General features: G+C 67.6%; 28 protein-coding genes. 13 read left to right on the forward strand and 15 right to left on the reverse strand.

Going from position 1 to position 25,320, the window contains the following annotated elements; translation table 11 throughout:
• Positions 1-35 precede the first annotated feature (35 nt).
• Entirely contained in the window at positions 36-791 is a 756-nt protein-coding gene (locus ABH915_RS01170; protein ID WP_370116872.1) for a LysR family substrate-binding domain-containing protein, read from the forward strand.
• A gap of 157 nt (positions 792-948) precedes the next feature.
• Here ABH915_RS01170 and ABH915_RS01175 read toward each other — a convergent pair whose 3' ends face one another.
• The gene (locus ABH915_RS01175; RefSeq protein ID WP_370116874.1) at positions 949-1,512 is read right to left on the reverse strand and encodes a dihydrofolate reductase family protein; all 564 of its coding nucleotides are present in this window, start codon (positions 1,510-1,512) and stop codon (positions 949-951) included.
• Positions 1,513-1,705: 193 nt separating this feature from the next.
• A complete protein-coding gene (locus ABH915_RS01180) occupies positions 1,706-2,140 on the reverse strand; it encodes a Type 1 glutamine amidotransferase-like domain-containing protein (protein WP_370124907.1) in 435 nt (144 codons plus the stop codon).
• A 147-nt stretch (positions 2,141-2,287) separates the two neighbouring features.
• Here ABH915_RS01180 and ABH915_RS01185 point away from each other — a divergent pair, with 147 nt between their 5' ends.
• On the forward strand, positions 2,288-2,458 hold the full coding sequence (locus ABH915_RS01185; protein ID WP_018775632.1) for a hypothetical protein: 171 nt from the start codon (positions 2,288-2,290) through the stop codon (positions 2,456-2,458).
• Positions 2,459-2,563: 105 nt separating this feature from the next.
• Here the strand turns inward: ABH915_RS01185 and ABH915_RS01190 are convergent, their stop codons facing one another.
• A complete protein-coding gene (locus ABH915_RS01190; protein WP_018775631.1) occupies positions 2,564-2,899 on the reverse strand; it encodes a hypothetical protein in 336 nt (111 codons plus the stop codon).
• Positions 2,900-2,996: 97 nt separating this feature from the next.
• Here ABH915_RS01190 and ABH915_RS01195 point away from each other — a divergent pair, with 97 nt between their 5' ends.
• From ABH915_RS01195 to ABH915_RS01230, 8 genes are all read left to right on the forward strand, one after another.
• Complete coding sequence (locus ABH915_RS01195) at positions 2,997-3,317, forward strand: DUF6221 family protein (RefSeq protein WP_370116879.1); 321 nt, start codon at positions 2,997-2,999, stop codon at positions 3,315-3,317.
• 127 nt (positions 3,318-3,444) lie between these two features.
• Positions 3,445-3,747, forward strand: a complete 303-nt coding sequence (locus ABH915_RS01200) for an urease subunit gamma (protein ID WP_018775629.1) — start codon at positions 3,445-3,447, stop codon at positions 3,745-3,747.
• 8 nt (positions 3,748-3,755) lie between these two features.
• Positions 3,756-4,151: an urease subunit beta gene (locus ABH915_RS01205; protein ID WP_370116882.1), complete on the forward strand. Its 396-nt coding sequence runs from the start codon at positions 3,756-3,758 to the stop codon at positions 4,149-4,151.
• Complete coding sequence (ureC, locus tag ABH915_RS01210) at positions 4,148-5,938, forward strand: urease subunit alpha (protein WP_370116885.1); 1,791 nt, start codon at positions 4,148-4,150, stop codon at positions 5,936-5,938. Before ABH915_RS01205 ends, ureC begins: the two co-directional genes overlap by 4 nt.
• A 19-nt stretch (positions 5,939-5,957) precedes the next feature.
• Positions 5,958-6,440 carry an urease accessory protein UreE gene (gene ureE, locus ABH915_RS01215; RefSeq protein WP_370116888.1) on the forward strand — a complete coding sequence of 161 codons (483 nt, stop codon included), beginning with the start codon at positions 5,958-5,960 and terminating at the stop codon, positions 6,438-6,440.
• 189 nt (positions 6,441-6,629) lie between these two features.
• The gene (locus tag ABH915_RS01220; protein ID WP_370116891.1) at positions 6,630-7,295 is read left to right on the forward strand and encodes an urease accessory protein UreF; all 666 of its coding nucleotides are present in this window, start codon (positions 6,630-6,632) and stop codon (positions 7,293-7,295) included.
• A gap of 46 nt (positions 7,296-7,341) precedes the next feature.
• Positions 7,342-7,959, forward strand: coding sequence for an urease accessory protein UreG (ureG, locus tag ABH915_RS01225; RefSeq protein WP_370116894.1), 618 nt, complete (start codon positions 7,342-7,344; stop codon positions 7,957-7,959).
• A 143-nt stretch (positions 7,960-8,102) separates the two neighbouring features.
• On the forward strand, positions 8,103-8,945 hold the full coding sequence (locus ABH915_RS01230; protein WP_370124908.1) for an urease accessory protein UreD: 843 nt from the start codon (positions 8,103-8,105) through the stop codon (positions 8,943-8,945).
• A 69-nt stretch (positions 8,946-9,014) separates the two neighbouring features.
• Here ABH915_RS01230 and galK read toward each other — a convergent pair whose 3' ends face one another.
• The 6 genes from galK to ABH915_RS01260 form a co-directional block, all read right to left on the reverse strand.
• Positions 9,015-10,187, reverse strand: a complete 1,173-nt coding sequence (gene galK / locus ABH915_RS01235) for a galactokinase (RefSeq protein ID WP_370116897.1) — start codon at positions 10,185-10,187, stop codon at positions 9,015-9,017.
• Positions 10,184-11,320 carry a galactose-1-phosphate uridylyltransferase gene (gene galT / locus ABH915_RS01240; protein WP_370116900.1) on the reverse strand — a complete coding sequence of 379 codons (1,137 nt, stop codon included), beginning with the start codon at positions 11,318-11,320 and terminating at the stop codon, positions 10,184-10,186. The genes galK and galT overlap by 4 nt, the downstream gene beginning before the upstream one ends.
• Before the next feature lie 63 nt (positions 11,321-11,383).
• Positions 11,384-13,549, reverse strand: coding sequence for an alpha-galactosidase (locus tag ABH915_RS01245; protein WP_370116903.1), 2,166 nt, complete (start codon positions 13,547-13,549; stop codon positions 11,384-11,386).
• A 107-nt stretch (positions 13,550-13,656) separates the two neighbouring features.
• Positions 13,657-14,997, reverse strand: a complete 1,341-nt coding sequence (locus ABH915_RS01250) for a sugar ABC transporter substrate-binding protein (RefSeq protein ID WP_370116906.1) — start codon at positions 14,995-14,997, stop codon at positions 13,657-13,659.
• A gap of 70 nt (positions 14,998-15,067) precedes the next feature.
• Positions 15,068-16,000, reverse strand: a complete 933-nt coding sequence (locus ABH915_RS01255; RefSeq protein ID WP_026538061.1) for a carbohydrate ABC transporter permease — start codon at positions 15,998-16,000, stop codon at positions 15,068-15,070.
• 12 nt (positions 16,001-16,012) lie between these two features.
• Positions 16,013-16,969, reverse strand: coding sequence for a carbohydrate ABC transporter permease (locus ABH915_RS01260; RefSeq protein WP_370116909.1), 957 nt, complete (start codon positions 16,967-16,969; stop codon positions 16,013-16,015).
• 170 nt (positions 16,970-17,139) lie between these two features.
• Here ABH915_RS01260 and ABH915_RS01265 point away from each other — a divergent pair, with 170 nt between their 5' ends.
• Positions 17,140-18,390 (forward strand): Gfo/Idh/MocA family protein, encoded by a 1,251-nt coding sequence (locus ABH915_RS01265; RefSeq protein WP_370116912.1) that lies wholly within the window; start codon positions 17,140-17,142, stop codon positions 18,388-18,390.
• A gap of 1 nt (position 18,391) precedes the next feature.
• Positions 18,392-19,456, forward strand: a complete 1,065-nt coding sequence (locus ABH915_RS01270; protein ID WP_370116915.1) for a LacI family DNA-binding transcriptional regulator — start codon at positions 18,392-18,394, stop codon at positions 19,454-19,456.
• A gap of 88 nt (positions 19,457-19,544) precedes the next feature.
• On the opposite strand, the gene ABH915_RS01275 is transcribed toward ABH915_RS01270, so the two are convergent.
• From ABH915_RS01275 to ABH915_RS01300, 6 genes are all read right to left on the reverse strand, one after another.
• A complete protein-coding gene (locus ABH915_RS01275; protein ID WP_370116918.1) occupies positions 19,545-20,903 on the reverse strand; it encodes an MFS transporter in 1,359 nt (452 codons plus the stop codon).
• 101 nt (positions 20,904-21,004) lie between these two features.
• Positions 21,005-21,475 carry an RpiB/LacA/LacB family sugar-phosphate isomerase gene (locus tag ABH915_RS01280; protein ID WP_370116921.1) on the reverse strand — a complete coding sequence of 157 codons (471 nt, stop codon included), beginning with the start codon at positions 21,473-21,475 and terminating at the stop codon, positions 21,005-21,007.
• A 21-nt stretch (positions 21,476-21,496) separates the two neighbouring features.
• Complete coding sequence (locus tag ABH915_RS01285; protein ID WP_370116924.1) at positions 21,497-22,447, reverse strand: ribokinase; 951 nt, start codon at positions 22,445-22,447, stop codon at positions 21,497-21,499.
• A 76-nt stretch (positions 22,448-22,523) separates the two neighbouring features.
• Positions 22,524-22,655, reverse strand: a complete 132-nt coding sequence (locus tag ABH915_RS01290) for a hypothetical protein (protein WP_370116927.1) — start codon at positions 22,653-22,655, stop codon at positions 22,524-22,526.
• A complete protein-coding gene (locus tag ABH915_RS01295; protein ID WP_370116930.1) occupies positions 22,615-23,550 on the reverse strand; it encodes a LacI family DNA-binding transcriptional regulator in 936 nt (311 codons plus the stop codon). Before ABH915_RS01295 ends, ABH915_RS01290 begins: the two co-directional genes overlap by 41 nt.
• Positions 23,551-23,690: 140 nt before the next feature.
• Positions 23,691-24,383 (reverse strand): GntR family transcriptional regulator, encoded by a 693-nt coding sequence (locus ABH915_RS01300; RefSeq protein WP_370116933.1) that lies wholly within the window; start codon positions 24,381-24,383, stop codon positions 23,691-23,693.
• 106 nt (positions 24,384-24,489) lie between these two features.
• Between ABH915_RS01300 and ABH915_RS01305 the strand changes: the two genes are divergently transcribed.
• Complete coding sequence (locus ABH915_RS01305) at positions 24,490-25,248, forward strand: LamB/YcsF family protein (RefSeq protein ID WP_370116935.1); 759 nt, start codon at positions 24,490-24,492, stop codon at positions 25,246-25,248.
• The last annotated feature ends 72 nt before the right edge of the window (positions 25,249-25,320 follow it).

The raw sequence follows: 25,320 nt of genomic DNA on the forward strand, positions 1-25,320 counted from the left end.
GACCCCCGCGCCACCCCGGGCGGTACTGTGAACATGTGTCCGCAGCAGAAGAACCATCCCAGACCCCCGACGAAACCGCCGTCGTCCCAGCCGTCGCAGTCGGGCGGGAGCTGCGCTTCGCGTACGTCGCCGGTGTGACACCGGGCAAATGGATCCGCCGCTGGGAGGAACGGATGCCCGATGTTCCGCTGCACTCCTTTATGTCCGACGACGGCGCGCAACTGTCCGTGCTCCGCGACGGTTCCGCGGACCTGAGTTTCGTCCGGCTCCCGGTGGAACGCGAGGGCCTCAGCGTGATTCCGCTCTACGAGGAGCAGCCCGTGGTGGTGGCACCGAAGGGGCACGAGGTCTCCTTGTTTGAAGAAGTGGACCTGGCGGACCTCGCCGCCGAGACGTTTCTCGATGTGCAGGAGCTCGGCGGCCCGGCGATGGCGCTGCAGGTGGTGGCGTCCGGTGCAGGGCTGGTGATCCTGCCGATGTCCGTGGCCCGGCATTTCAACGTCAAGGACACCGTGGCGCGGAAACTCACGGGGGCGCCCGGCACGGAGATCGCCCTGGCCTGGCCGAGCGACGCCACGGACGAGGTCATCGAGGAATTCATCGGGATTGTCCGCGGACGCACCGCCGCGAGCTCCCGCCAGCCCTCGGCGCAGCAGGAGAAACCCAAACGCGAGCCCAAACCGGACCGGCGCGGCACCGGAGTCGCGAAGAAGCCCAAGGTGGCGCAGCGCTATGCTCCCAACCCGGACAAGGGCCGCGGCAAGGGATCCCGGAAAAAGGGGAAACGCTAGGCCCTTGGAGTTGGACGCGCTTTGGCGGCGTTCTGTGGTCGCTGGCTGAGGTCGCCGGGGCGGTGCGTAGGGCAGGCACATTCCGGACTATCTGCTGCCCGTCGACGTGGGGCCACTGGCGGTGGAGTCCTTCCTCGACCGCGCGGAGGAATAGTGCTTAGCGCCTCGCCTCGTACCTGGTCAGGACCACGCCGCCGGGAAACGTCCGAGTCTCCACCAGGTCCAGGTTCACCCAGCTGTCCAGCGCGGTGAAGAACGGCGTGCCGCCGCCCACCAGGACCGGATGGGTGGCCAGCACGTACTCGTCGATCAGGCCGGCCCGCATGGCAGCCCCGGCGAGCGTTGCGCCGCCGATGCTCATCGGGCCGCCGTCCCCGGCCTTGAGCCGGGTGATCTCGGCGATCGCGTCGCCGGTGACCAGGCGGGTGTTCCAGTCGACCTTGTTGATAGTCGAGGAGAACACCACCTTCGGCGTGTCCCGCCAGTTTCTCGCGAACTCGATCTCCGCCGCGGTGGCGTCGGGCTGCTGGTCGCCGGTCGGCCAGTAGGAGCTCATGGTCTCCCAGAGCTTGCGGCCGTACAGCGACAGGCTGCTAGCCCGCTCCTGGTCGAGCCACCATTGGAACAGTTCCTCGCTCGGCCCGCCCCAACCGATGTCGTCGCCGGCCGCGGCGATGTAGCCGTCCAGGGTCACGTTCATGCCGTAGATCAGTTTCCGCACGGCGCCAGCCTTCCGTCTCGTCGTGGTCGAGGGCGTCATTGGACTCTGCCGTCCCGCACATGATCGGCAGCCTCCCGTCCCTCATGGAGCCACCGTAACTGCCAAAGATCTGGACGCCATAGCCCTTCGGCCCACGTTTCAACCGAGCTGCCCGATGAAGGACCCGCGAACGGGTCACTCCGGCGGTTTGCTATCACCCGAACTTCGTCCATTCTCCTTCGGAAACCACCACGACGGAGCCGTCGACGACCTTGATAGCTGTCTGCTCGTCGATGGCATAGGCCGGGCCGCCGAGGTCGGCGGCCCACCGCTCTGCGTGGGCCAGAGTGTTGGTCGGGAAAGCGTTCAAGTGCGGGAAGATCGAAAAGTCCACCACCCCCAGGGTGCGATCGTCCGGCGCGGACGGCCACTCGACGAAGTACTCCCCGATCCGGGGCGTCATCACCATGCTCCCGGCACTCACTCCCACTGGGCGATCGGCTTGTTGAGAAGCTGCACGAGCGCCGAGTGGATGCTCGGGTTCGTCACGCCGCCTGACGTAAGCAAGAGTTTCAAACGTGCCCCCAAAGTTCGCGCGGATGGTGGATGTGCCTGAAGACGCGGGACCGGGCTGGAACTCACGGCCGATTTGTTAAGCCCCGCCGGCCTCGCGCTCGGCCCTTAAATAGGGACACACCCAGCAAGACCTTGTCCAGAGTTCGCTGGGACGCAAATCTCAAGGTGGCCTGACTAGCCACGTAGGCTACCGCGAAGACACAACTATTGGGGGTAATCAGTGAACAACATCGAAGTCTTTGGCATCTCGTACGTCCTCTATCTGATCTTCACTGCCGTGCTGATCGGCTTGGCACTGTACGTTCTGATCCTCGTGATCGTCTTTCTCCGGCTGCGTATTGCCGAGCTGAAGCGAGCCCTGCCTCCCAAAGGACACGCAGAGCGGCAATGACTGAAGTCAGGCGCACTGGCCCCTCACCCTCCTCATTCATAGACCAAGCGATCACGGAACGCCGCCACGAGGCGCCGAACTCCACACGCCAGGGGGTGCTGCCCGCTACTTGGCGCAGGCGTCCTGAAGGGCCTTGACGGATTCGGCCGGAACCTGGTCGCCGGAGTCGGCGATCTGGCGCAGCGGGGTGGTGATCTCGGCGGGAGCACCCGCGGCTTCCGCGCTGGCGACAAGACCGCCCAGCAGTTCCTTGTCCTTGGCGCTGACCAGGCCGTTCTCCACGATGGCGCACGCCTGCTTCTTCACTTCATTGCCGGCCGCCGTCGCAGCCTGGGACGCCCCGTCGTTGACGGCCTTTTCGGTAGCGTCCTGCACTTGCGCGCAGCCGGTAAGTCCGATCAAGAAGGCGGCAGCGGCAAGGGCGGCGAGACGTCGTTTCATCCATCCACCCTAACAAGCGCGGATGGTGCCGGCCTGAGGAAAAAGGGCAAACACCTGGCCGTAGCCGTGTGAGCACCGGCGCGCATAGGCTCGGTGAGTGGACATCGTCGAGTTCCTGACCGCACGCATTAGAGAAGACGAAGCCGCCGCCCTGAAGCTGCTCGGCGACCCCACGCTTGCCGTCTCCGGCGAGTGGTATGAACGCCGCCTGCTCCGCGAGTGCGAGGCCAAGCGCCAACTCATCGGCATCATTGAATCCGCACGCCAATCCATGCTGGCCGCCTTGGTCAGCCAGGAACCCGCCGACGCCGGATGGGTGCCGGACGTCATCGAATGGACCACGCTCTCCCTGCACACCCTGGCGCTGCCGTATGCAGACCACCCCGAATTCCAGGCGCACTGGCGGATCACGGGATAGCCGTTAGCGGTTAACCCCGGAGATGTTCACGGGTCCCGGAAACCTGCAGGAAATCTCCGCGGCCTACGCTGGTCACACCGCGGCGTCTGCGGTCCGCCAGCCGGCTGGTTCTTGAAGGGATACCGTCATGCACCTCTTGCCCCGTGAGCAGGAAAAGCTCATGATCGTGGTCGCGGCGGATCTCGCCCGCCGCCGCCAGGCCCGCGGACTGAAGCTGAACTTCCCCGAGGCCGTCGCTGTGATCAGCTACGAACTGATCGAGGGCGCCCGGGACGGCCGGACCGTGGCGGAGCTCATGAGCTACGGAACCACCCTCCTTGGCCGCGACGACGTGATGGAGGGCGTGCCGGAAATGATCCACGACGTCCAGATCGAAGCAACCTTCCCGGACGGCACCAAGCTCGTCACCGTCCACGACCCGATCCGCTAGGAGCTTCGATGATTCCGGGAGAATACGTTCTCAGTTCCGCGCCGCTGGTCATCAACGCCGACCGTGAGGCGGTGGACGTCGCGGTGACCAACACCGGCGACCGTCCCGTCCAGGTGGGCTCGCATTATCACTTTGCCGAAGCCAATTCGGCGCTGCAGTTTGACCGGGCGGCCGCCTACGGCCGCCGGCTGGACATCCCGGCCGGCACCGCCGCGCGGTTCGAACCTGGGGACAGCAGGACCGTGAGGCTGATCGAGCTCGCGGGCAGCCGTGAAGTGTACGGACTCAGCAACGCCGTCAACGGCCCACTCGACGAGACCGGACTCCACATTTCCGAACTCCACGTTTCCGAACTCCACGTTTCCGAACTCCACGTTTCCGAACGGAAAGGTGACGCGCAGTGAGCTTCGAGCTATCCCGCAGGCAGTATGCGGACCTCTACGGCCCGACGACGGGCGACGCCATCCGCCTGGCCGACACCGACCTGTTCCTGGAGATCGAGCAAGACCTCACCGTCTACGGTGAGGAAGTGGTGTTCGGCGGCGGGAAGGTGATCCGCGACGGCATGGGCCAGAACGGCCAGCTGACCCGGGACGGTGCTGGATCCGGCAGTATTGGTTCCGGCAGTATTGGTTCCGGCGGCGGAGTCCCGGACACCGTGATCACCAACGTCGTCGTGCTGGACTACACCGGCATCTACAAGGCCGACGTCGCCCTCCGGGACGGCCACATCTTCCGGATCGGCAAGGCCGGCAACCCGCAGATCACCGACGGCGTGGACATCGTGATCGGTGCGAGCACCGAGATCATTGCCGGCGAGCGGAAGATCCTGACCGCCGGCGGGGTGGACTCCCACATTCACTTCATCTCCCCGGACCAGGTCGCGGCCGCCGTGTGCAGCGGCGTGACCACGATGGTCGGCGGCGGCACCGGCCCGGCCGAGGGAACCAAAGCCACCACGGTCACGCCGGGCGCATGGCACATCGGCCGAATGCTGCAGGCCGCCGAAGGGCTCCCCATCAACATCGGGCTGTTCGGCAAGGGCCACGCGTCCGCCGTCGAACCCCTGGCCGAACAAATCCGCGCTGGCGCGATCGGGCTGAAAGTCCATGAGGACTGGGGCTCCACCACGTCCTCGATCGACACGTCGCTGCAGGTCGCGGACCAGTACGACGTCCAGGTGGCCATCCACACCGACACCCTGAACGAGTGCGGCTTCGTGGAGGACACCATCCGGGCTATCGACGGCCGCGTGATCCACACGTTCCACACCGAAGGCGCCGGCGGCGGCCACGCCCCGGACATCATCAAGATCGCCGGGCTGCCCAATGTCCTGCCGGCCTCCACCAACCCCACCCTGCCGTACACGCGCAACACCATCGAAGAGCACCTGGACATGCTCATGGTGTGCCACCACCTGAACCCGGACATCCCGGAGGACGTGGCGTTCGCGGATTCCCGCATCCGCGCCGAGACCATCGCCGCAGAGGACGTCCTGCAGGATCTGGGCATCTTCGCGATCACGTCCTCGGACTCCCAGGCCATGGGCCGGGTGGGCGAGGTGGTCATCCGCACCTGGCAGGTGGCGGACAAGATGAAGAAACAGCGCGGCGTGCTCAAGGACCCCGACGGCGGCAGCCACGGCGCCGCTTCCGGCCTCGGCGCGGAGAGCGACAACTTCCGGCTGAAGCGCTACGTGGCGAAATACACCATCAACCCCGCCATCGCACAGGGCATGGCCGACTCCATCGGCTCCGTGGAGGTCGGCAAGTTCGCGGACCTGGTGCTCTGGGACCCCGCGTTCTTCGGAGTGAAGCCGGACCTTGTGCTCAAGGGCGGCCAGATCGCCTACGCCCTCATGGGGGACGCCAACGCCTCCATTCCCACCCCGCAGCCGCGCACCATGCGGCCGATGTTCGCCGCCTACGGCAAAGCGCTGCAGCAGTCCTCCATCACCTTCCTCTCCCGGGCGGCGATCGAGGCCGGGGTCCCGGCGGAGCTTGGACTGGAGAAGGTCATCCGGCCGGTGTCCGGCATCCGCAGCCTCACCAAGGCGGACCTCAAGTACAACGGCGCCACCCCTGCTATCGAGGTGGACCCGGAAACGTATCAGGTGAGCGTCGACGGCGAGGACGTCACGTGCGAACCGTCGGACGTGCTGCCCATGGCGCAGCGCTACTTCCTTTTCTAGGCTTCCAGAGGAGACCACCATGATCATCGAAAAGGTGCTCGGCAACACCCACGACCTCCCTCCGGGTCCGGACCCCTACTTTGGGCTCCACCGGGAAAAGGTGGTGCTGCCCAGCGCCCAGTTGGTCAAACGCATCCAGCGCGTCACCACCGACCACGGGAAGGAACTCGGCATCCGCCTCCCCGCCGGTTCCGGGGACCTGCGCGACGGGGACATCCTGCACGTGGCCGACACCAACATGATCGTGGTGTCCGTGCTGCCCACCGAGGTCCTGGTGATCGCCCCCCGCTCCATCCACGAGATGGGGGTGGTGGCGCACTCACTGGGCAACCGGCACCTGCAGGCCCAGTTCTTCGACGCTTCCTCGGAGTACGGGGCGGAGGTGATGGTCTGCCAGTACGACCACACCGTGGAGGACTATCTCAAACACGTCGGAGCGCCCTACGACCGCCAGGAGCGCGTGATGCCCGTCCCCTTCCGCCATGCCGAACACTCGCACTAGTTTTCTCTTTCGCGGCTGGGGCGCTGCGGCGGGTGATAGGGGTCGTGCCCGTCCCCAGCCGCTCCCAACTCTCGCAAGCTCGAGTCGGGACCCTCGCGGCAGTGGGCCCATCGCGGTGCCCGCCACGCCGCGACCCCTATCACCCGCCTTCGCAGGTTCGACAGCTTGCCTTGCGTCGTGGGGCCCGTTATGACTTACCAGTTGGCGTTGCAGCAGCTGACGGATTCCGCTTTGCCTACGGGGGCGTTTGCTCACTCTCTTGGGTTTGAGACTTACATTGAGCGCGGGCTGGTGCGGGATGAGGCGAGCTTTGGGGTGTGGCTGGCGGCGTTCATTTCACAGCAGCTGACGTACTCGGACGCCCTGGCCATCCGGTTCCTCTATGAGGGTGTCACTGTTGCCGAACTGGATTCGTTGCTGACCGCCCAGTTGCTGCCCCGGCAGCTGCGCGAGGCCAGCACCAAGATGGGCGGCCGGCTGCTGGAGATCGGCGCCGAGATCTTCCCGTCCGCTGAACTGGCGGAGTACCGGGAGCTGCTGGGTTCCGGCCGTGCCGCCGGGCATCAGCCGGTGGCGTTCGCCGTCGTCGCCCGGTCCCTGAGGGTCCCGCTGCCGGAGGCCCTCGCCGCTTACCTGTTCGCCGCCGTCACGTCATTGACGCAGAACGCCGTCCGGGCGATCCCGCTGGGGCAGAACGCCGGCCAACGGCTGCTGCGGAACGCTGCCGACGACGTCGCCTCCGCGGTCGAGCGGGTCAGTCACCTCACGGCTGATGACTTCGGGGCGGTCAGCCCCGGTCTCGAAATTTCGCAGATGCGGCACGAACGCCAGCGCGCCCGCATGTTTATGAGCTAACAGATCTGTATGAAAAGTGTTTTAAGAAATATGTCTGGAGAAGAATATGTCTGAGCCCGTAAAAATCGGCATCGGCGGCCCGGTGGGTGCCGGCAAGACCCAGCTCGTGGAGCGGCTCACCCGTCACATGAGCCGGGAGATCTCCATGGCGGCCATCACCAACGACATCTACACGATCGAGGACGCCAAGATTCTCGCCGCCAACGGGATCCTGCCGGTGGACCGGATCATCGGCGTCGAAACCGGCGGCTGCCCGCACACCGCCATCCGCGAAGACACGTCCATGAACACAGCGGCCATCGAAGAGCTGAAGCGGCGGCACCCTGACCTGCAGGTAATCTTTGTGGAATCCGGCGGCGACAACCTTTCCGCCACGTTCAGCCCCGAACTGGTGGACTTCTCGATCTACATCATCGACGTGGCCCAGGGCGAGAAAATCCCGCGCAAGGCAGGCCAGGGCATGATCAAGTCCGACCTGTTCGTCATCAACAAGACCGACCTCGCGCCGCACGTTGGCGCGGATCTCGCCGTCATGGAGCGGGACTCCAAGGAATTCCGTGGCGAGAAGCCGTTCTGCTTCACAAACCTCAAGACCGATGAAGGGCTGGAACGCGTCATCGACTGGGTGCGGCGGGACGTCCTGATGCTCGACCTGGCGCCATGAGCGCACCCCGGGTCAGTCCCGGCGAGCTAACCGCTGAGGCGGCGAGGCCGGATTTTGGGGCCGCGGCGTGGCGGGCACCGCGAAGCGGGCACGGCCCCAAATCCGGCGAAGCCGCCGGAGCCAACCAGAGCGCCCGGGAACCCATGGGTCAGCTCGAACTCGTGGTCGCCGCGCGTGGGGATAAATCTGTTGCCACGCATCAGTACCATCGGGGGGCCTTGCGGGTTCTGCGGCCGCATTACTTGGATGGCAGCGGGCAGGTTTGCTATGTGCTCGTCAATCCTGGCGGGGCCTATCTTGGGGCTGACCTGTATGTGATCGATGTCGAGGTGGCGGACGGGGCGAAGTTGCTGCTCGCCACGCAGTCGGCCACCAAAATCTACCGGACTCCGGGATCCTTTGCCGAACAGCGGATGCGGCTGCGGCTCGGGGAGGGCGCACAGCTGGAGCTGGCCCCGGATCAGGTGATCGCCTACCGGGAGGCCAGCTACCGGCAGAACACGTGCGTTACGGTGCGGCCGTCCTCGAGCCTCATCATGGCCGAAATTGTGACCCCGGGGTGGTCGCCGGACGGGGCCACGTTCCGGTACGAGGAGCTGCGGCTCCGGACCGAAATCCGGGTCGAGTCGGAGGCGTCCGTCGGTGAGGCGGGCGGGCTGCTGGCCCTGGACAACGTGCTCATCCGCCCGCCCCTGGGCGATGTGACGGGGATGGCGTTCATGGAGGGCTACAGCCACCTGGGGTCGCTGATGGTGGTGGACCCGCGCGTGGACCAGGCCCTCGCCGACGAGCTGCATGAGATTACGGCCGGGTACGGCGCCCATACCGGCATTTCGCTCACGGCCGCCGTGCTGGGAACGGCCGGGCTGGTGCTGAGATCGCTCTCCAACAGCACGGAGGAACTCAAACGCGTGCTCGGGGCCGCCACCGCCCTGCTGCGCAAGCGTTGGTACGGCCAGGATCCGCTGGATCTGAGGAAGTACTGAAGGCCACGACCGGGCAGACGGCCGCGCTGCGCCGGCTTCGGGCGCTGAGCGCCCGACCCGCGCCGCTGATTACAGCCGGCGCGCGCCCTCTGCCGGCAGGACAGTAAAGACATCCGGGGCCCGGAGCCCGCGCGCGGCGAAGCCGGCCAGGACCGCGGTCCGGACCCGAGCGGCGTCGTCCACCGGAACCAGGGCGATGGCGGAGCCGCCGAACCCGCCACCTGTCATCCGGGCCCCAAGGGCCCCGCTGGCGCGCGCGGTGTCAACGGCCAGGTTCAGTTCCGGGCAGGAGATCTCGAAGTCGTCCCGCATGGAACGGTGGCTGGCGTCCAGCAGGTCCCCGATAGCCCGGGGTCCGTGGGACGTGAGCAGTTCCGCGGTCCGGGCGACCCGTTCGTTCTCGGTGACGATGTGCCGGACCCGGCGGAAGGTCACGTCGTCGAGGATGCGCTCCGCCCGGGGCAGATCGGCACCGTCGAGGTCGCGGAGGGCGCCGACGCCCAGGGCCCGGGCGCCCCGGACGCAGGAGGCCCGGCGTTCGGCGTACCCGCCGGTGGCATGGGCGTGCGAGACCTTCGTGTCAATCACCAGGCAGACCAACCCGGACTCCTCCAGTCCGAGCGGCACCGGGCGGGAGCTGAGGTCACGGCAGTCCAGGTAGACGGCGCAGTCCTTGGTGCCGAGCATCGAGGCGGACTGGTCCATGATGCCGGTGGGGGCGCCGACCACGTTGTTTTCGGCCCGGCGTCCGATGGCCGCCAGTTCGGCGCGGCCCAGGCCGGCCCCGGTGAGATCGGACAAAGCCAGCGCGACGGCGCATTCCAGTGCGGCGGAGGAGGACAGCCCGGCGCCGACCGGGACATCGGAGGACACGAACAGGTCAAAGCCCGGCACCGTGATGCCGGCCCGTTCCAGCTCCCACGCCACCCCGGCCGGGTACGCGGACCAGCCGGCCGCCTGGTCCGGGACGAAGGTGTCGAGATCGAATTCGACCGGGTCAGCGCCCGCGAACGCGGAGGCCAGCCGCACGGTGCGGTCCGCCCGGGCCGCCACGGCCACGGTGGTGGTGCGGTTGATGGCGAACGGCAGGACGAGGCCGTCGTTGTAGTCCGTGTGTTCGCCGATGAGGTTGCCCCGTCCCGGTGCCTGCCAGACGCCGTCGGGCTCGTGGCCGAAGTGGCCAGTGAAGGCGCGGGTCAGCGCGTCCGTCAGGGCCGTTCCTGTGGTGTCGGTGGTGGTCATGCCGTTCCTGTCCTGGCGTCCCGGAGCCGGGCCGCGACCTCTTCGGGGGTGGTGTCGTTGATGAAGGCGCCCATGGCGGCCTCGGAGCCGGCCAAGAACTTGAGTTTGTCCGCGGCCCGCCGCGGGGAGGTGAGCTGCAGGTGCAGGTACCCGGACCGGCGCAAAACCGGGTCAAGGGGGGCTTGGTGCCAGGCGCTGATGTACGGCGTCGGGCTGCCGTAGAGCCTGTCGAGGCGGCCCAGGAGGTCCGGATACAGGACGGCGAGCTCGTCACGCTCGCCGCCGGTCAGTGCGGCGAGGTCCGGAACCTGGCGGTGCGGGACCAGATGGACTTCCAGCGGCCAGCGGGCCGCGAACGGCACATAGGCGCTGAAGAATTCGCCCTCGAGCACCATCCGGGCGCCGTCGGCACGTTCACTCGCCAGAATGGTTCCGGTCAGGGTGGCCGTCCCGCCTGCCGCCTCATGGAACTGCCGGGCGGCCGCGGCGATGACCGCGGCCCGCGGCGTGACGTACGGGTAGGCGTAGATCTGCCCGTGCGGGTGGTGCAGTGTCACGCCGATGTCCTGGCCGCGGTTCTCGAAGCAGAACACCTGTGCCACGCCGGGCAGGGCGCTGAGGGCCTCGGTCCGGTGCGCCCAGGCGTCGATCACGGTGCGCACGCGCCGGTTGCTGAGCGCGGAAAAGGTTCCGGTGTGCGCAGACGTGAACGCCACCACTTCGCACCGGCCGCCGGCCACCCCGCGGCTGCCCCAGCCCGGGGAGGCCGGGGCCGCGGCGAGATCCGGGCCGAGCGAGGGGAAGCGGTTTTCAAACACGGCGACGTCGTAATCCGCCGGGATCTCCGAGGGCCGCGCGTCGGTGCCCGGGCACAGCGGGCACTCGTCCGCCGGCGGAAGATGCGTCCTGTGTTGCCGGTGCGCGGCGACCGCCACCCATTCCCCGGTCAGCGCGTCGTACCGGATTTCCCCGGACGGGCCGCGTTCGGGAAGGTCGCGGCGGTCCCTCGACGGGCGCTCCAGGGGATGGGCGGTGTCGTCGAAAAACAGGAGCTCGCGCCCGTCGGCGAGGCGGGTACTGGTCACCGCGGACACCGACGCCGGGGCGTCAACGCGGCTGATCATGCTGGTCATGGGGTTCCTTCAAGGATGGGGGACGGGCGATGCCGACCCTGGAGCAGGGGCGGGACCGGACGGTCAGAGGGCCTGGACGTGCAGGAGCAGGGCGTGCTCCGGGTTCAGGACCGGCAGGGGCAGGCCGACGTGCTGCAGGAAGGCGCCGGTGGCGACGGCCCCGTCTTCCAGCCAGGCGGGCGGCCGGATCTGGGTGAAGGTGTGCGCGTAGTCGCCGTCGAGAGGGGTGGGCAGTTCGGCCCGGACCCGGTAGTTTCGCTGCGGGTCAAGGCCCGGAAGCGAGGCCAGTCCGGGGACCTCGGCGGGGGCGGACGCCAGGGACACCGCCGCGAACAGGGCCTCGCCGCCGTCGTGCGCCACCACACCGTGAACGCTCAAGGTGGGCTCGGCGGTGTCCGCGTTGACGCGCTTGCCGGAGTGGAGCAGCGCACGGTGGCGTTTGTACAGCGCAATGGCGCGGCGCAGCGTGGCCCGCTCCCCGTCCGTGGCTGTGCGGATGTCCCACTCCATGCCGAAGTGGCCAAAGAGGGCGGTGATGGCGCGGAAGGAGATGTCGTGGGTGCGGGCGGTGGTGTGCGAGGTGGTGGGGCCGATATGTGATCCGACGAGTTCCGGCGGCAGGACCGACTGGGTCCACCGCTGGATGGTCTGGCGCTCCAGGGCGTCGTTGCAGTCCGATGCCCACACGCGGTCGGTGCGCTGCAGGATGCCGAGGTCCACACGGCCCCCTCCGGAGGAGCAGCTTTCGATCTCCACATCCGGGTGGGCTGCCTTGAGCGCGTCGAAGAGACGGTAGGCGGCCAGGGTCTGCTCGTGAACGGACGGGCGGCCGCCGCGGCCGTGCTCGGTGAGGTCCCGGTTCTGGTCCCACTTGAGGTAGGCGATGGCGTTCTCGCGCAGCAGCGCGTCGAGGCGGCCGAAGATGTACTGCCAGGCCTCCGGGTTGGCGAGGTCCAGGACGTGCTGGTGGCGCCAGGGGTGCGGGAGCCGGCCGCCGTCCTTGTAGGAAAGCACCGACGGGCCCACGATCCAGTCCGGGTGCTCGCGCGCGACGTCGGACTCCAGGTTGACCATCTCCGGCTCCACCCACAGGCCGAACTCCATGCCGTGGCCGGTGACCGCGTCGATCAGCGGGGTGAGGCCGTCGGGCCAGAGGCCTTCGTCCACGTACCAGTCGCCGAGGCCCGCATGGTCGTCGCGGCGGCCGCGGAACCAGCCGTCGTCGAGGACGAACCGTTCCACGCCGAGCTCGGCGGCCGAATCGGCCAGTTCCAGCAGGGGTTCGAGGCTGTGGTCGAAGTACACGGCCTCCCAGGTGTTGAGCACCACCGGGCGGACCCGTCCGGACGTGGTGTCCACGTGCTGCGGCCGGGCGCGGAACCAGTCGTAGAAGGCCTCGGTGATGCCGTCCAGGCCGCGCCCGGAGTAGGCGGCGAAGAGCGGCGGCGTCTGGTAGCTGGCGCCGGGGTGGAGCACCACCTCGCCGGAGCCGAGCAGCTCCGCGGCGCCGAGCATGCGCCGGCCGTCGGCAAGGCTGTCGAGGTATTGCTCGTGGTTGCCGCTCCAGCCGAAATGCGTGGCCCAGACCTGGCCGCGCCGGTTGGCGAAACCGGCGGTCCCGGCGGCCACGAGCAGCGAGGAATCGTGGCCGGTCCGGCCGTGCCGGCCCGTGCGGACCCAGGTGCCCTGCTGGACGGCGTGCCGCTGCGGGTGGTTTTCGCGGCACCAGCGTCCGGTGAGGTCGAGCAGCTCCGTGGCGTCCCGCGGCACCGGCAGCACCGAGGCCAGTTCCTCGAGCTGGTACGCGGCCGTGCCGCTGTTGGTCAGGGTGTGCGCCAGCTCCAGGAGGCCGCCCGGGTGCAGGGTGAGTTCGGAGCTGACGTCGAGTCCGGCGTCGGCATCCCGGTGGATGATGAGGACTCCGCGGCCGCCGTCCTGAACTTCGGCGGAAACCACCCGCAGGGCCGGCGAGAAGTCCCCGCCGGGGGTGCCGTCGGTACTCCGATGCCCGCGCAGCCCGGGCCGCCCGGCCCAGCCGGAGGAGGCCTGCGGGAGCAGCCCGGCGGTGACGGGAATGTCGAGGGCGGAGTGCGGGACCGGTCCGCGGAGGATCGCCAGGTCGGGGAGGTTCTCCCCGAGGTCGGCGCCCCAATGGACGATCTCGGCCTCGCCGGAGTCGAAGGCCAGCAGGACGCTGGTGCCGGCAGAACGCAGGTGCACGGGGTGCATGGGATTCGCTTTCAGTTGTGCGGAAGTCAGGTGCTGGTGCGCGGGATCCCGGCGGGAGATCCCGCGCACCGGGCGCCGCCGTGGCTGGCGGCTATGGCTTCAGGGGCCTACTTGAAGAGGGCGTTGACCTGGTCGTTGGCTTCGGTGAGGGAGCTGGCAGGCTTCTTGCCGGAGAGGACGGCGTCCATGGCCGGCTTCATGATGCCGTCCACCTTGGCTGCCTTATCCGCGATCGGGAACAGGAACGTGGTTCCCTCCTTGACGTGGGTCGTGAAGGCGGAGACGTCGGTGCCCTTGGCCTTGAACGCTTCGGCTGCCTTCTCGGAGGAGCTGGTAAGTGCCGGGAACACGACGGCCTTGGAGGCTACGACGTCCTGGCAGGCGGTGGAGGCGAGGTATTCGACCCACTTGACCGAGGCTGCCGGGTTCTTGGTGCCTGCCCAGACGGAGTCGGCCAGGCCGTTGAACATGCTGGCGCGCTTGCCATCGGGGCCCTTCGGGGTGGGGGCGAACGCGGTCTTCACGCCCTTGTAGCTCTGGTACTGGCCGATCAGCCAGTCGCCGGTGGTGTTGATGGCAGCCTTGCCGGCGCCGAAGTTGTCCGCCAGGCTGGCGCCGACGGTGGTTTCAAGCTTGGGCATGTAGCCCTTCTCGGTCAGTCCGGCCCACCAGGCGATGGTCTCCTGGAACTTGGGGTCGTCGTAGTTGAACTTGGTGCCCCAGGGGTTCTTGTCCGTGGCGGTCCAGCCGGTGGTGGCGCTGAGGAAGCTCCACTCGGTCTGGCCCTGCCCGGAGCCGCTGCCGGCCAGGCCGAGGCCGTAGACGGCCACGTTGTTCTTGTCGAAGCCTGCCTCGTCGCCGCGCACGCCCTTCTTGTCCACAGTCAGGTGCGCGATTGCCTTCTCGTAGCTGCCGCCGTCCTGCGGGTTCCAGTCCAGGTTGGCCATCTGCTCGGCGGTCAGGCCCGCGGAGTCCGTCATGGCCTTGTTGTAAAAGAGGCCCACGGTGTCCCAGTCCTTGGGTAGTCCGTAGCGCTTGCCGTCCTGGCCCACCCAGAGCTCGGGGAGTCCCTTGGTGTAGCTCTCCAGCTTGATGCCGTCCTTGGCCACTGCCTCGTCGAGGGAGAGCAGTTGCTTCTTCCCGGCGTATTCGGGGTACTTCGAGAGGTGGTTGGTGAAGACGTCGGGGGCGGTGCCGGCGACGAAGCCGTTGGTCAGCGTGGTCCAGTAGTCGTCCCAGCCGCGCTGGGTGATCTTGACCTTGATGTCCGGGTTGGCCTTGGTGAAATCGTCCGCGCACTGCTTGTAGGCCGGGAGCTGGTTGGCGTCCCACAGCCAGTAGTTGATTTCGCCCTTCGCCTCGGTGGAGGCCGGGGCGGACCCGCCGCAGGCGGAGAGGGAGATGGCGATGGCTGCGGCGGCAGCGACGGCGCCTAGGGTCTTCTTCATGGTGGACCTTTCGTGGAAATGCTTCTTTGAGGGAACGCTTGTTGACGGGGGAGTGCGTGTTGGGTCGGGGTTATTTGATGCCGGAGAAGCCGATGGAGTTGACCACCCGCTTGCCGAAGGCGATGAAGAGCAGGAGGACGGGCAGGGCCGCGATCAGCGTTGCGGCCATCAGGCCGGACCAGTCGGGGGCGCCCTGCGGGGACTGGGACTTGAAGACGCCCAGGCCCACGGTAAGGACGCGGACGCTTTCGTCCTGGCCCACAAGCAGCGGCCAGAAGTACTCGTTCCACTGGCCGATGAAGGTCAGCAGCGCCAGCGTGGCCAGCGGGGCCGCGGCGTTCGGGAGCACGATCTGGAAGAAGATCCGCACGTGCTTGGCGCCGTCGAGCATGGCGGCCTCTTCCACCTCGCGGGACATGGAGAGGAAGAACTGGCGCAGGAAGAAGATGGCGAAGGGGGTCATGAACAGGAACGGCAGGGCCAGGCCGGCGAAGGTGTTGAGCAGGCCGAGGTTCTTGATCATCAGGAAGTTGGGCAGGGCTGTGAAGATCGGCGGGACCATCATGGTGGCCAGGAACAGGCCGAACACCACGTTCCGGCCCGGCCAGCGGAGCCGGGAGAAGGCGTAGGCGGCCATCGCGCTGAAGAACACCTGCCCGGCGGTGGTGACGGTGGCGAAGATGACCGAGTTCCGCAGGTACAGCCAGAAGTTGATAGCGGCGCCGGAGCCGCCCTCGGCGATGGCTTCCTCGGGGCTCTGCAGCCCCAGGACGCGCTTGAAGGCGCCGAGGCTGAAGTCGGCCGGCAGCAGGTTGCTGGCGTTCGAGGCCAGGGAGGCGTTGCTGGACAGTGCGGTGCGGAGCATCCAGAGGAACGGCGCGATCGTCACGGCGACGGCGACGGCGACGAGGGCCCAGGCGCCGACGCGGCGCCAGTTGACCGGCTTCCTGGGAGCGGGAACGGTGGTGGCGGGCTTCGTGCGGGAAGGGGCGGAGGTAGTCATGGCTGGGGTTCCTTAGTCCAGATCCGATTCGTTGCCCTTGAGGAACTTCATCTGGACGAAGGCCACAAGAGCGAGAATGACGAAGAGAATGACGGACAGGGCCGAGGCGTAGCCGAAGTCGGATTCACCGAAGGCCTTCTGGTAGATGTACATCTGGATGACGCGGGAGGCATTGATCGGGCCGCCGCCGGTGGTCACTGCCACGGTGTCGAAGACCTGGAAGGAGCCGATCACGGTGACCACCAGGACCAGCACCAGCACGGGCCGCAGGAGCGGCATCGTGATGCTCCAGAAGGTCCGGGTCGGGGAGGCGCCGTCGAGCGAGGCGACCTCGTACACGTGGTTGGGGATGGACTGCAGGCCGGCGAAGATCAGCAGGGCGGTGTAGCCCATGTGGCGCCAGACGTTGACGCCCGCGATGGTGGGGATGGCCCATTGCTCGCTGCCGAAGAAGGCGATGCGCGGCAGGCCCAGCCAGTTGATGACCTCGTTGACGATTCCCAGCTGGTAGTCGAGCATCCAGAACCAGAGCAGTGCAACGATCACGTTCGCCACCAGGAAGGGCAGCAGCAGGGCGCCGCGGATGAAGGTGGACTTGGCGACGTTGTGCATCAGGAGCGCCAGGCCGAGGGCGATCGCGGTCTGGAAGCCGATGTTCAGTGCCACGTACTGGACCGTCACGGCCATGGCGTTCCAGAACAGATCGTCCGCGAAGATCGCGGTGTAGTTTTTGGTGCCGATCCAGGTGGGATCTCCCAGGACGCTGTACTCGGTGAAGCTGAGGTAGACGCCCCGGATGCTTGGTACGAGGTAGAAGGCCACGAAGCCGATCAGGGCCGGGGTGATGAAGAGAAGGGCGACCCTCAGGTCGCTGCGGGTTCGGCGCCGGCCACGGGGGGCGGCATTGCCCGTTCCCGTTCCGGTCGCCTTGCGGGCCGGAACGGCTCCGCGGGCAGTTGTGGTGGTCATTGGTGGTTCCTCCGCTGTGACATGAATGCTGTGACGTGGATTACAACTGACGTTGAATCTACACGAGTAACTTTTCAATGCGCAACCATTTCTTTTATGTTTCCGGGCGGAAACTTTCTGCTCATCACCTGCTATTGACTCGAGTAGAAACTGGTGTGAAACTTGCGTGCATGACTTTCTCACTAGGAATCGTCGGCGCCGGACAGTTCGCAGGCGCCTTCGCCAAACTCTTCGACGCCCATCCCGCGATTTCAGAAGTCCATGTCACCGACGTCCTGCCGGAACGGGCCGAGGCCCTCCGGGAGCGGCTCGGCCTGGCGGGGACCTATCCCAGCTTTGAGGCCATGCTCGACGGCGGCCTCGACGCCGTCGCGATCTTCACCCAGCGCTGGACGCACGGCCCGCTGGTGCTGCAGGCGCTCCGGGCGGGCAAGCATGTGTATTCGGCAGTGCCGATGGCCATCAGCGAGGACGAGATCGCCCGGATCATCGAGGCTGTCCGGGAGACGGGCCTGACCTACATGATGGGCGAGACAAGCTACTACAACCCCGCCACCGTCTATGCCCGCAAGCGCAAGGCTGAAGGCGCCTTTGGCCGCATCTTCTACGCCGAGGGCGACTACGTCCACGACATGGATCTCGGCTTCTACGAGGCCTACCAGTACAGCGGCGGGGAGGACTGGAAGCGCACCGCCAGCTACCCGCCCATGCTGTACCCGACCCACTCCACCGGCGGGGTGCTGGGCGCGATCGGCGGCCATGCCGTCAGCGTCAGCTGCATTGGCGTCCGCGATGAGCGCGGGGACGGTGTGTTCGACAAGGACGTCAGCATGTTCGGCAACGACTTCTCCAATGCCACCGCGCTGTTCGAGCTTTCCACCGGCGGGTCCATGCGCATCAACGAGATGCGACGCGTCGGCTACCCGTCCCACCTGCGCGAGAGCCGCTTCCGTTACTTCGGCACCGAAGCCAGCTTCGAGCAGCTGGCCCTGGTCAGTGTGTGGCAGGACAAGGAGTCCGTGACCGATGTCAGCGACGAACTGGCCACCCGGGCCACGCTCGCCGCGGACGATCCGGCGCTGGCCGGTGTCGCGCCCGCCCTGCGGGACGCCTTCAGCTCCGGGCTGGCCGCCGTGCACGACGCCGGCCGGCTTCCGGCCGAGTTCCGCGGACTTCACAATGGGCACGAGGGCAGCCACCACTTCCTGGTGGACGACTTTGCCACGGCCGTCGCCACGGGAGCGCTCCCGCCCGTCAACGCCTGGGAAGCCGCCCGCTACACGCTGCCGGGGATCGTGGCGCACGAGTCCGCCCTCCGCGGCGGGGAGCGGTTGCCCGTGCCGGACCACGGCGACGCCCCCGTCCGGCTGCCTGCGCAGGGAACCAATGAGGAAGGCTTTGCCGGGGAACTCCGGCGGTAGCATGGTCACTGTGCCACACTCGCCCGCCTCCGCCAGGCCCACGATCACCCGCAAAGACGTGGCCAGGCTGGCGGGCGTCAGCACCGCCGTCGTCAGCTATGTGGTGAACGGCGGCCCCAAGCGGGTCTCCCCGGTGACGGCCGCGAAAGTCCGCGAGGCCATCAGCGCCCTGGGGTACCGGCCGAACGCCGCGGCGAGGGCACTGAAGCTGGGCTCCAGCGAGATGCTTGGCATGGTGGTCCCGGACACCACCAACCCCTTCTTCGCCACTTTGGCCCGCGCCGTGGAGGAAGCCGCGGCGGCGCGCGGCTACGCCCTGCTGCTGGCGAACTCGGGCGGATCGGCGGCCAATGAGCGCCGCCAGGTCAGGAACCTCGCGAGCCGCCGCGTGGACGGGGTCTTCCTCTCCAGTGTGCTGTTCGAACCCGACCTGACCGAGCTGGAGCATTCGGAAATCCCCGCGGTGCTGCTCAACCACAGCACCGAGGTGCCGGGCTTCAACTCGGTCGGCGTGGAGCTGCTGGAAGGCTCCCGGCGTGCCGTCGAGCACTTGGTGGGCCACGGCCACCGCAACATCGCCCTGGTCATGGGCATGAACGCCGGCAATGATCTGGACGCCCGAGAGGTCGGCTGGCAGCAGGGCCTCGCGGAGGCCGGCCTCCCGGAAGGGCCCATTCTGCGCTGTGACTTCGACCGGCAGGGCGGCTACCGGGCCGGGCAGCGGCTGGTCGCGGCCGCGGACCGCCCCACCGCCGTGTTTGTCAGTTCCGACCTGCAGGCTGTCGGCCTGCTGCGCGCGGTGTCCGAGGCCGGGCTGCGGGTCCCCGAGGACCTGGCGGTCTTCTCCTTCGACGGCTCGGCTGAGGCGGAGTTCAGCTGGCCGCCGCTGAGCACGGTCGCGCAGCCCGTGCAGGCCATGGCCGAGGCCGCCGTCGAGGCGCTCATTGGCTTTGACGGCGTGTCTCCGACCCGGAACAGGATCTTTCCGGTGGACCTGGTCCTGCGCGCGTCCTGCGGCTGCGCGCCGGTGCCCGTCCCCGTCCTTGCGGCAGCGGCCGGGAACTAGCACCGGATACCGCAGACTGCTGCGACCCGGGTCGGCCTCTATGAAGCCAACCCGGGTCGCTCATTTTGTGCGCGCAGTCGCTGTGCGGCTACCGGGCAGCCGCCGTCTGGTCCTCCGCGGCGGCCGGTTCGCCGGCGATGATGGCGTCGACTTCAGCCTTTTCCTTGGCACCCCAGGTTTCGCGGGTGTTCAGCACGCCGATCAGGCCAATCACACCCACCAGGACGTACAGCGAGGCGCCGCCGGCCCACCCGAAGATGGAGGCCAGGAGCACGGCCAGGAAGGGCGCGAACCCGGAAATCGAGGCCGCAACCTGGTATCCGATGGAGGCGCCGGACGTCCTGGTGTTGGTCCGGAACAGCTCCGCGAACCAGGCACCCTGCGTGCCGGTAAACGTCGCGTGGATGATGCCGATGCCGATCACGAACGCCAGCACGATCAGGAACGGGTTGCCGGTGTTGCTGAGCAGGAACATCGGGAAGCCGAAGACAATGACGGCGATGGTTCCGCCGAGGTAGAGCTTGCGGCGGCCGATGCGGTCGGTGAGCGCGCCGGCGATCAGCGTGACCGGGATGGCAAGAAGGCTCGCGATCACAATTCCGGTCAGGCCCACGGCCCGGTCGTCGGGGTTGTTCTTCGTGATGTAGGAGAGCAGGTAGGTGGCCGTGACATAGTAGGCGCAGCTCTCCACGACGCGCAGTGAGATCACCCGCAGGATGTTCCGCCAGTCGTTCTTGAACACGGTGGCCAGGGGGTTCTTGACGATCGCGCCCATGGCCTTGGTGTGTTCGAACTCGGGGGATTCCTCAAGCTTCATCCGGACAACCAGGCCGACGACGATAAGGATGGAGCTGGCGAGGAACGGCAGGCGCCAGGCCCAGTCGGTCTGCAGGGAGGCGGAGAGCAGGAAGGCGGCGTTGGCGAGCGTGATGCCCAGCGGGTTGCCCGCCTGCGGAATGGCGGCAAAACGGCCGCGCTTCTTCCACGGTGCGTGCTCGAACGTCATCATGACGGCGCCGCCCCATTCAGCACCGAAGGCCAGGCCCTGGATCATCCGGATGATGACCAGCAGGATGGGTGCGAGGATCCCGACCTGCCCGTATGTGGGGAGGCAGCCGATCAGGACGGTGGCGATGCCCATGGTCAGCAGCGCGCCGACCAGCACGGGCTTGCGGCCGTACTTGTCGCCGAGGTAGCCGCCCACGGCTCCGCCGATGGGCCGCATCAGGAAGCCCACCGCCAGGGTGGCGAAGGCCAGAAGCGTTCCGACCACGGGATCCGTGTTGGGGAAGAAGACCTTGCCGAAGTACAGGGCGGCGGCCGTGCCGTAGGCGACGAAGTCATAGTTTTCCACGCATGTGCCGGCGGCCGAAGCCATGGCGGTCTTGATCTTTCCGGGTGAACCGTGGGCGGCCTGGCGCGGCCGGTCCGTGAATGCTGCCGTCATGTTCTATATCTCCCTTGATATTGCTGGGCAGCCTTGGGCGGTGTGCCGAAGGCCAGGTAAACGTTTGTCGTGCGGTGCGGTGCGGTGCGGTGCGGGCCGGTTCAGATTTCGGCGGCCAACTCCCTGGCTCCTTCGAGCTCCATTTCGCGCAGTTTTTGGACCCGCCGGATGGTGTCCTCGTCGTTGTCGAATTTGGCGTCGAGGAAGGACTGGAGGACTTCCTTGGCGGTGGCCCTGCCGATCAGCCAGGCGCCCATGGCGATGGCGTTCGCGTCGTCGTGTTCCACGCTCTGGTGGGCGGAATAGACGTCGTGCCCTAGGGCGCAGCGGATGCCCGGGATCTTGTTGGCCGCCATCACGGCGCCGACTCCGGTCCCGCAGACCAGTACCGCGCGCTCGGCCTCGCCGGTGCGGACCAGGTCGCAGGTGGCACGGGTGATGTCCGGGAAATCGACCGGCGCCTCGCTGGGCGCGCCGCAGTCGATGACCTCGTGGCCGAGATCCTCCAGGACTGACTGGACAAAGGACTTCAAGGGGAAGCCGGCGTGATCGTTGCCGAGTGCGATTTTCATGGGGTCTCCTAAGTGCGGGATTCAGTGCAGGACGTTGAGGCGGGGCGTTGCGGGGTTTGGCGGCGTCGGTACTTCATCGAGCCATGGAATCGATTCCATGGCGCCGGGGCGCGTCACGGCGACAGCGGAGGCGCCCGTGGCGTGGACCATGGCGGCAGGCAGGTCGCGGTGGCTGCCGGCGAGGGACGCGGCGAGGTAGCCGACGAACGTGTCGCCGGCTCCGGTGGTGTCCCTGGCGTCTACTTTCGTCGCCGGCACGTGCACAGGACTGCCGTCGAAGACGGTGAAGGACCCGTCTGCGCCGGCGGTGCACACGATGGCTGGCCCCAGGACGGGCGGGAGCATCCGGGCCAGGTCCCGGTGGTTGCCGTGGATTCCGGCCAAGTCTGCGAGTTCGGCCAGGACTTGGATTTCCTGCTCGTTCACCACCAGGAGGTCGACGTCGTCGAGCAGCGCCCCGATCTGCCGCGGGGCGGGGGCGGCGTTGAGGATGACGAAGGCCCCGCGGCTCTTCGCGGTCCGCGCGGCCTGCCGGACCAGCGCCGTCGGGATCTCCAGCTGCAGGACCAGGACGTCGCCGGCCTGGACGGCTTCGAGTCCCGCCTCGACGTCGGCGGCGGCAAGCCCGGCGTTTGCGCCCGGACTCACGATGATCTGGTTTTCACCCTGGTCGTCGACGGCGATGATCGCCGTTCCCGTGGCGGCGGTGCCGCTGACCCGCACGTGGCCGGCGTCGATGCCCGCCCCGGCGAGGACCTCAAGAATCCGCCGGCCATGGGCGTCGTCGCCGACGGCGCCGGTGAATTTCACTGTGGCGCCGGCCCGGGCGGCAGCGACGGCCTGGTTGCCGCCCTTGCCGCCGGGGCTGTACGTTGCGTCCGAGCCCCGGACGGTTTCGCCCGCCCGGGGCAGGGCGCTGACGCGGATGTTCTGGTCGATATTGAGGCTTCCGACCACAAAAACCGTGCTCATTGGACCTGCTCCTTCGGTGGTGCGGAACGGTGCCCCAAGCCGCAATACATAGGGGCGGAATGGAGGGGCGCTGCTGTCACGGCTGCCCCAGGCTCGGGTCTGCAGTGCCCGAGGAGGCACGGACAATGAGCTCGCTCGGGAGGACGACTGATGCCGGCTTCTGCCCGTCAATTACTTCGAGCAGGAGCCTGACCGCGGTGCGGCCCATTGCCTCCACGTCGTGGGAGATGACGGTCAGCGGTGGATCCAGCAGGGGAAAACCATTCGATGTCGTCGAAGGCGATGAGGGCCATGTCGCGGCCGATGCGCAGGCCTTTCCGGTTCAAGGTGGCCAGCGCGCCGACGGCCATGGGGCTGTCGGCGGCCAGCAGTGCGGTCGGCGGCTGCGCGAGACCCAGCAGGTGGTGCGCTCCGGCCGACCCGCTGGCGGACTGGAAGTCGCCGAAATACGTCAGGGCGGGGTCGGTGCTGAGCCCGAACTCACGGGCGGCGCGGGCGAAGGACCTGAGCCGGTCCCGTCCGGTGGACGTGGTCTGGGGCCCGGCAATATAGCCGACGCGTTCATGACCCTGCCGGGCGAGATGCTCCACGGCCTGGCGGATGCCGGAATCACTGTCTGTGGTCACGCTCGGGACGTCGATCCCGTCGACGGTCCGGTCGACGAACACCGTGGGGATCTCACGTTCCAGCAGCGCGCGCAGGCTGGAGCTCCCTTCGCCCTGTGGTGCGGCGATTACGCCGTCCACGCGCTGCGAAATGAAGGTGTCCAGGTACCGGTCCTGCTGCGGAATGCTCTCGTTGGCGTTGCCCAGCAAGGTCACAAGCCCCTCCGCGAGGGCGGCCTGCTCGGCGGCGTGCGCCAGATCGGCAAAAAAGGGGTTGCGGACATCTGAAAGGAGCAGGCCAATGACGTTGGTCCTGGTGGAACGGAGCGCCCGCGCCTGGGCGTTGGGGTGGAAATCCAGCTCGGCGACGGCGGCGGCCACCTTCTGGCGGGACTCGGCGGAGGTTGCCGGGTTTCCCGAAAGCACCCTGGACGCCGTGGCGGGGGAGACGCCGGCCAGTGCCGCCACGTCCTTGATGGTGATGGATGGACCCGTCACTGCTGCCGCCTTTCGCACTCAACCCGGTCATGGAATCGATTCCATGGAATCGGTTCCACAATTATGTGACGGCAGCCACGATCTGTCAATGGTTGGTTGAGGCCAGGGTGCGGGTCGCGGGGGTGCCGGCCGGACCAGGGTTACTCGCCGTGGACGGCGGCCTGGCGCTCCTCGGACCGGTTTAAATAGGCCAGCAGCAGCGTGCCGGCGCGGTCCAGCTCCCCGGCTTCGAGCGCTTTGCAGATTTCCTCGTTGTCCGGCAGGTAGCCCCGGTAGAAGTGCGCATCCACGGTGGCCTTATGGAAGAACAGCCGCATCTCGGCCAGGACCTGGGACATGATCGTGTCCAGCCGCCGGCTGCCCGCCAGGGCCACGATCGCGCCATGGAAATGCTGGTTGGCGCTGCCCAGGCCTTCCTCGTCATTGGCGGCGGCGGCGGCTTTGCCCTCTTCCACCGCTGCCCGGACCGCGGCCACGCGCTCCGGGCTGCCGCCGCCGCGGATCGCACTGACTTCTATGGCGCGGCGCACGGTATAGACGTCATGGATGTCGCCGGCCTCGAGGCTGGCCACGAAGACGCCGCGGTTCGGGTGCCGGACCACCAGGCGCTCGGCCGCCAGTTCGGCGAAGGCCTCGCGGACCGTGTTGCGGGAGACGCCCAGGTCTTCGGCGATGCTCGACTCCGTGAGCCGGGCTCCCGGCAGGAGCAGGCCTTCCGCCAGTTGCAGGCGCAGCTCGGCCGCCACCCGGTCCGCCACGGAGGGGACGGCCACGCGCAGCCGCGCGGCAGCTGCGCCGAGGGCGGAGCCGGCAGCCCCATCGGGAGTGGTCATAGTGCCGAATCTACACGATTGTCCCAATGTTGAATCGTCGGATTGTTGAACAATCCGAGAAATTGATGCATCCTAGTAGGGGGCTATCATGAGACGAGGATCACAAATGGCAACCATTGACCTGAACAGCGACGTTGGCGAGTCTTTCGGACGCTGGACCCTGGGCGACGACACGGCGATGTTCCGCTCGGTCTCCAGCGCCAACGTGGCCTGCGGATTCCACGCTGGCGACCCCAGCGTCATCCGCCGGACCTGCCGCGAGGCGGTTGCCGCCGGCGTCGTGATCGGCGCCCACGTCGGCTACCGCGATCTGGCCGGCTTCGGCCGCCGCTTCCTGGACATCGACCCGATCGAACTGGCCGACGACGTCGTCTACCAGATCGGTGCCCTGCAGGCGCTGGCTGCCGTCGAGGGCGGCGCAGTCAAGTACGTCAAGCCGCACGGCGGCCTCTACAACGCGATCGTCTCGCACACCGCCCAGGCGAAGGCCGTCGTCGATGCCGTGAAATCCGTGGATCCGAACCTGCCCATCCTGGGCCTGCCGGGCTCGGAAGTGCTGCGCCTCGCCGAGGCCGCCGGGCTCCGCGCGGTCACTGAAGCCTTCGCGGACCGGGCCTACAACCCGGACGGCACCCTCGTGTCCCGTACGCTCCCCGGAGCCGTGCTGGAGGACCCCGCGCTCGTCACTGAGCATGTCCTCCGGATGGCCACCGATTCCGCCATCCGCACCATCGACGGCTCCATCCTGAAAATCCGCGCCGAAAGCATCTGCGTGCACGGTGACTCCCCGGGCGCCGTCGCCATGGCCGCTGCTGTCCGCGAGGCGCTCAACGCCGCGGACATCACCACCGCCGCCTTCGTCTAAGTTGAAGCTTCACCGCTTCACACCCCGGTTCCGCCGGGACCACCCGCACATAAACCCAAGCAACAGGCAGCA

This window comes from Arthrobacter sp. MW3 TE3886 (assembly GCF_041262145.1).
Taxonomy (GTDB): domain Bacteria; phylum Actinomycetota; class Actinomycetes; order Actinomycetales; family Micrococcaceae; genus Arthrobacter.